The 6,075-nt window shown below is 37.6% G+C and carries 3 protein-coding genes; 1 reads left to right on the forward strand and 2 read right to left on the reverse strand.

Annotation, left to right across the window (positions count from 1 at the left end; all coding sequences use genetic code 11):
* Positions 1 to 260: 260 nt before the first annotated feature.
* Positions 261 to 3,461 (forward strand): DEAD/DEAH box helicase, encoded by a 3,201-nt coding sequence (locus AN486_RS25965; protein ID WP_290602998.1) that lies wholly within the window; start codon positions 261 to 263, stop codon positions 3,459 to 3,461.
* A gap of 379 nt (positions 3,462 to 3,840) precedes the next feature.
* Here the strand turns inward: AN486_RS25965 and sbcD are convergent, their stop codons facing one another.
* Entirely contained in the window at positions 3,841 to 5,091 is a 1,251-nt protein-coding gene (gene sbcD, locus AN486_RS25970) for an exonuclease subunit SbcD (RefSeq protein ID WP_168466535.1), read from the reverse strand.
* A 65-nt stretch (positions 5,092 to 5,156) separates the two neighbouring features.
* Entirely contained in the window at positions 5,157 to 5,861 is a 705-nt protein-coding gene (cysH, locus tag AN486_RS25975; RefSeq protein ID WP_053537602.1) for a phosphoadenosine phosphosulfate reductase, read from the reverse strand.
* Between the last annotated feature and the right edge of the window lie 214 nt (positions 5,862 to 6,075).

A 6,075-nucleotide genomic window follows, 5' to 3' on the forward strand; every position in this document is an offset into this window, starting at 1 on the left:
TGTGGAAATTGGTAAGGTGCTAAAAGAATTGAGAGCAGCGGTCAACTAGTAGTCTGTCAACCCGAAAATGACGGGTGAAGGCAAGCAGGGGGAGAAGAGAGGCACCGGGGGTAGGGGAGGGAAGAACAGAAGTTTTTTCCGATCATTACCTGTCAAAATAAATTTGACGAACTACTAGTGTTTGTTACTATTGATAGCTAAAACTGTTCCCTACCTTCACAGACAACTTATTCAGCAAACCCTATTTAGTATATTAAAACATGGCAATTTTACACGGAACTTGGGTAATAAATCATCAAAATAGTTATTTCTTTATTTGGGGAGAAACTTGGCGTTCTTCACAGGTGCATACTGAAGTATCTGCTGAGATTCCTTTACATCCCTTGGCTATGGACTCGGTGGAATTAAACGAATGGTTAGAATTATCTAATTTATCAATTACTAGTTTAATTCAGCCATCTTCCACTACTAAACAAAGAATTAAAAGTAAACCACCAACAGAAATAAAATTACCTATTCATTCACAAATAGTTTCTTTACCAACTTATTTTTCAGAAAGTAATAAATCTAATAAATCAGAATTAACGACAATTTCTCCCGTTCATTCTGTCAGCGTGGATATAGATTCTCCATCTTCACAATATTTACATCCTTGGAAAATTGAGGGTTTTTGTCTCACTCCAGCATTAGCAATTCAATTTCTCTCATCATTACCCCTGAGTACAACCGATAATAAAGCGGCTTTATTAGGAGCAGATATTCATTTTTGGGTACATATTTACAGATGGCATTTAGATTTAATTTCTCGTTGTAAATTTTTACCAACTGTTGAGAAACAAGATAGTAATTTAATTGCCAAATGGCAGATACTTTTAGATAGTGCCATAGATGTCACAAGGTTAGAGAAATTCTCTTCACAAATGCCTTTAGCTTGTCGAACATATCAACAGACTACCGAAAATATAGCCATTAATTTACCATTATTACCTCAAGAATTAATATTATCATTCCTCAATCACATTACAGATAATCAATTGCGGTTAATGCTTGGTTCTCAATCTCCCCTAGAACCGAGAATGATGATGTCTTTACCTGCTACATTACAGCAATGGTTACAAGGATTAATTAATGCAAATAATACAATTGATGCAGCAGGAGGAGACCGTTTACAAACTACTTTAAAAGCTTGGACTTTACCATTACAATATCAACTTACAGGCAAAGCTTTATTTAGAACTTGTTTTCAATTGCTTCCTCCAGAAAATGAAGAACCAGATTGGATTTTGAAGTATTTTCTGCAAGCAGCAGATAACCCAGAATTTTTAATAGCCGCAGCGACAATTTGGCATCAACCTGTAGATACATTAGTTTATCAAAATCGCCCAATTGCACAACCTCAAGAAACATTTTTGCGAGGTTTGGGTTTAGCTTCTCGATTGTATCCCATAATTACCCCCAGTTTAGAAACTGCATCTCCCGAATTTTGTCACCTCACCCCCATGCAAGCTTATGAATTTATCAAAGCGGTAACTTGGAGATTTGAAGATAGCGGGTTAGGAGTAATTTTACCGCCTAGTTTAGCAAATCGGGAAGGGTGGGCAAATCGTTTAGGCTTAAAAATTAATGCCGAAACTCCTCAAGAAAAATCCGGACGTTTGGGTTTACAAAGTTTATTAAATTTCCAATGGCATTTGGCAATTGGTGGACAAACAATTTCTAAAGTTCAGTTTGATAAACTGGTAAAATTAAATAGTCCTTTAGTCGAAATTAATGGTGAATGGGTAGAACTCCGTCCCCAAGATATTAAAACTGCCCAAACCTTTTTTAGTTCTCGCAAAGAACAAATGTCTCTTTCTTTAGAAGATGCTTTACGCATTAGTAAAGGAGACACCCAAGTAATTGAGAAATTACCTGTTGTAAGTTTTGAAGCTTCCGGTGCCTTGGCAGAATTAATTGGGGCATTAACTAATAATCAGGAAATTCAACCTTTAACTACACCTCAAAGTTTTCGGGGAGAATTACGTCCTTATCAAGAAAGAGGTGCGGGTTGGTTAGCATTTTTAGAACGTTGGGGTTTAGGTGCTTGTCTTGCAGACGATATGGGATTAGGAAAAACCATCCAATTTATCGCTTTTTTACTTCACCTCAAAGAAGAAAATGTCCTAGAAAAACCAACTTTATTAGTTTGTCCTACTTCAGTTATGGGCAATTGGCAAAAAGAAGTTAAAAAATTTGCCCCGACAATCAAAGTTTTGGAATATCACGGTGATAAACGTCCTAAAGGTAAAGCGTTTACAGAAGCCGTTAATAAACACGATATAGTAATTACTAGCTATTCACTGATTCACCGCGATATTAAATTATTAAAAGCAGTTGAATGGCAGATAATTGTTTTAGACGAAGCCCAAAATGTCAAAAATTCAGATGCGAAACAATCACAGGCAGTGCGACAATTAGAAACGACATTTCGCATTGCTTTAACAGGTACACCTGTAGAAAATAGATTGCAAGAATTATGGTCTATTTTAGATTTCTTGAATCCCGGTTATTTAGGGAATAAACAATTTTTCCAAAGACGGTTTGCTATGCCAATTGAAAAGTATGGTGATACTGCTTCTTTAAATCAATTACGTTCATTGGTTCAGCCTTTTATTTTACGGCGATTAAAAAGTGATAAAGACATAATTCAAGACTTGCCAGAAAAGCAAGAAATGACAGTTTTTTGTGGATTAACTTCTGAACAAGCTACACTATATCAACAATTAGTAGATGAATCTTTAGTAGAAATTGAATCTGCGGAAGGTTTACAACGTCGCGGCATGATTTTAGGGTTATTAGTGAAGCTAAAACAAATTTGTAATCATCCTTCCCAATATTTGAAATTAGCAACTTTAGAGAAACATCATTCTGCTAAATTACAACGACTAGAGGAAATGTTAGATGAGGTTTTAGCAGAAGGAGACAGGGCTTTAATTTTCACACAATTTGCTGAATGGGGTAAGTTATTAAAATCGTATTTAGAAAAGAAATTAGAACGAGAGATATTCTTTTTATATGGTAGTACCAGTAAAAAGCAAAGAGAGGAAATGATTGATAGATTCCAACATGACCCCCAAGGACCACCAATTATGATTTTATCGTTAAAAGCTGGTGGTGTGGGATTGAATTTAACTAGGGCAAATCATGTTTTTCACTTTGATAGATGGTGGAATCCCGCAGTTGAAAATCAAGCCACAGATAGAGTATTTAGAATTGGTCAAACCCGCAATGTTCAAGTCCATAAATTCGTCTGTACTGGAACATTAGAAGAGAAAATAAATGATATGATTGAAAGTAAAAAACAACTAGCAGAACAGGTTGTAGGTGCAGGAGAAGATTGGTTAACAGAAATGGATACAGACCAACTTCGTAACTTATTAATATTAGATCGGAATGCTGTGATTGAAGAAGATGAACTTTAAGAAATATATGCTAGAAAATATAGATAGGGCTTGCTGAAAAAGTTGTCTGTGAGGGCTAGAAGTATGGCTAACGCCACGCTGCGCTATCAGGAGGTAGGGGCGCAGGGCCTGCGCCCATTCAGGAGTATGGCTAACACCACGCTTCGCTATCAGGAGTCAGGCTAACGCCATGCTACGCTATCAGCAAACCCTAGATAAACTCACCTAAGAAAGACATTTTAAACAGAAATAGGCACATTAATCAAATAAGCAAAATTGGTTAGAGAATTGCTGATAAGTAGGCAGGCAAAATTAATTTTATAAGAAGATAGGCATTTAATGTAAGGGTAGCGCCCCCGTGCCTACCCCGGTATTTGGGGCAACCACAGGGGGTTTGCCCCTACTTACCTCCTTGGGGTACTAAATAAATTCCCTCATCATCTGTTAATAAATTCTGTGCTGCTTCTAACATAGAGGGCATTATTTCTTTCAAATCTTCCCGATTATTTAAGTAAGTTTTTAAAGCTGCCATTGGGTCAATACTGCTACTCGCGCTTAATTCAGGAATACGAGGTTTTGCTAACTGACTCACTAATTCGGCTTGAATAGTGTAAGTGTGTGCTATGCTTAAAGCTTGATGTATAGAAGAGTTATCAATTAAATCTAATTGTTCAGACCGCAATTTATAAATGAGTCGCACTACATTATCCTGAATATCATATTTAGTAATTCCTTTTAATAATGCTTTTTGTGGATCATCTTGTTTAGATAAATCTATCTCAATAGTCCGAAATGTTCGCACGGGTAAGGGACAAAATTCCCAATTTACTTTCCCTTTTTCCAAATCTATCATTACATAACCTTTGTCTTCCTTTTCTTCACTAAAATCTACCCGTTCAATACTTCCAGGATAAATTACTGGTGGGTCATTAGATTTATTTAAATTCTGGTGTTTGTGAACATGACCTAAAGCCACATAATCAAAACATGGTCGAGTTAATAAAGATAAGGGTAAAGTAAAACCTTTTCCGACTGCTAATAAACGTTCTGCACCTAAAGTGGCATTATCAGCCATTAAATGGGCTAAAAGCACAGTGGGTAAATTCGGGTCAAGACGGCGAATTTCTCCTTCGATAACTACCTCTAAACGGTCTGTGAGGAGTTGATTAACTTCTGCTAGAGAAGAACCCTGAGTTTCTTGACGAGTCATTAAAGTGGAACGAGTTAACCAAGGGAGAGTAATGATTTGCACATCTCCTTTTTGTGTAGAAAGGCGATGAGTAGTTAAAGTATCACCAACTACAAACCCTGGTACTCCCAAAGTCCGATAAATATTTAAACTTGCACCTCCCAAACCTTGGGAATGTTGGTCATGATTTCCTACTAATAAGACTGTGGGGATATCTGCATCAACTAAACGGCGAAATTGATTAGCAAAGGCTTCTTGAACATAGGGTGCAGGTGTGGCATTAGGGAAGGCATCACCACCAAACAGGACTAAATCTACATGATCAGCGATCGCTCGGTCAATACACAAAGATAATGTTTTCACAAAATCCTCTAGTCGGGTGTTTAAACCTGTGGCTGGATTAACGCGCCCGTGGCAAAAACCGCTACCAATATGGATATCTGAAAGATGGAGAATTTTCATAGTTTATTGGTTGTAAGGGTTAAGATCCCCGACTTCTTCAAGAAGTCGGGGATCTAGTGGTGTGATTAAATGTGAATTCCACACTCAGTTTTTTCACTTCCGCGCCAACGTCCAGCCCGTTCGTCTTCACCTTCGCCGACTTTAGTGGTAATAGGTTCGTCACCAATACTGGGATAACCTTGATCATGAAGGGGGTTGTAAATTACTTTATGTTCAGCTACATACGCCCAGCTTTGCTTACGAGTCCAGGTAGCTAGAGGGTTAATTTTTAATCTTCCCTTACCATCTAGTTCAAATACGGGCATGGTAGCACGAGTAACGGCTTGATCCCGACGACGACCAGTAATCCAACCTACAGTATTAAGCTCATCTAAACCGCGTTGAAGTGGCTCAATTTTGGTAATGTCGTGGAATTTAGTAATATCTGTATCCCAAAGGGCTTCCCCAAATTTAGCAGCAAAGGCTTCACGGCTATCTACGTCTGGGGTTTTATAGGTTTTTAAATCTAGGTTATAGATTTCTTTGGCTTTAGCTACCAATTCTAGGGTTTGGGGGAAATGATAAAGGGTATCTAGGAAAATAACGGGAACGGGATGCTGAAGTTCGCTATAAAAAATGTGTGTCAAGATGATGTCATCAACGTTGAAGGCACTAGTTTGGACTAATCCTGTGGGGATGTTCTTTACAGACCAGGCTAGGATTTCTGTAGGGGTTGCAGTTTCAAATTGCTGATTTAGTGATGCTAAGTCAAAGGCGATAGAAGTTGTCATGATCTTTCTCTAAAACCAAGATTTTTTACTTTTGTTAAATCTAATCTTATAAGAAGATAGGCACATAAGTAGTCGGACAAAATTAAATTCACTCGTTGAGAGAGGGAACAGGGAACAGGGAACAGGGAACAGAAAAATCAATTGTGTAATTAATTCTGTCCCATTACTTATCCCCGCCGATGATTGAGGAAATGGGTTTGAGAGAAAATTGATT

It is taken from the genome of Anabaena sp. AL93 (assembly GCF_001672085.1).
In the GTDB taxonomy this organism is placed as follows: Bacteria; Cyanobacteriota; Cyanobacteriia; order Cyanobacteriales; family Nostocaceae; genus Dolichospermum; species Dolichospermum heterosporum.

Coding starts and splice junctions, on each gene's coding strand:
- sbcD (WP_168466535.1), bottom strand. CDS start 5,091: ATGAAAATTCTCCATCTTTCAGATATCCATATTGGTAGCGGTTTTTGC.
- cysH (WP_053537602.1), bottom strand. CDS start 5,861: ATGACAACTTCTATCGCCTTTGACTTAGCATCACTAAATCAGCAATTT.
- AN486_RS25965 (WP_290602998.1), top strand. CDS start 261: ATGGCAATTTTACACGGAACTTGGGTAATAAATCATCAAAATAGTTAT.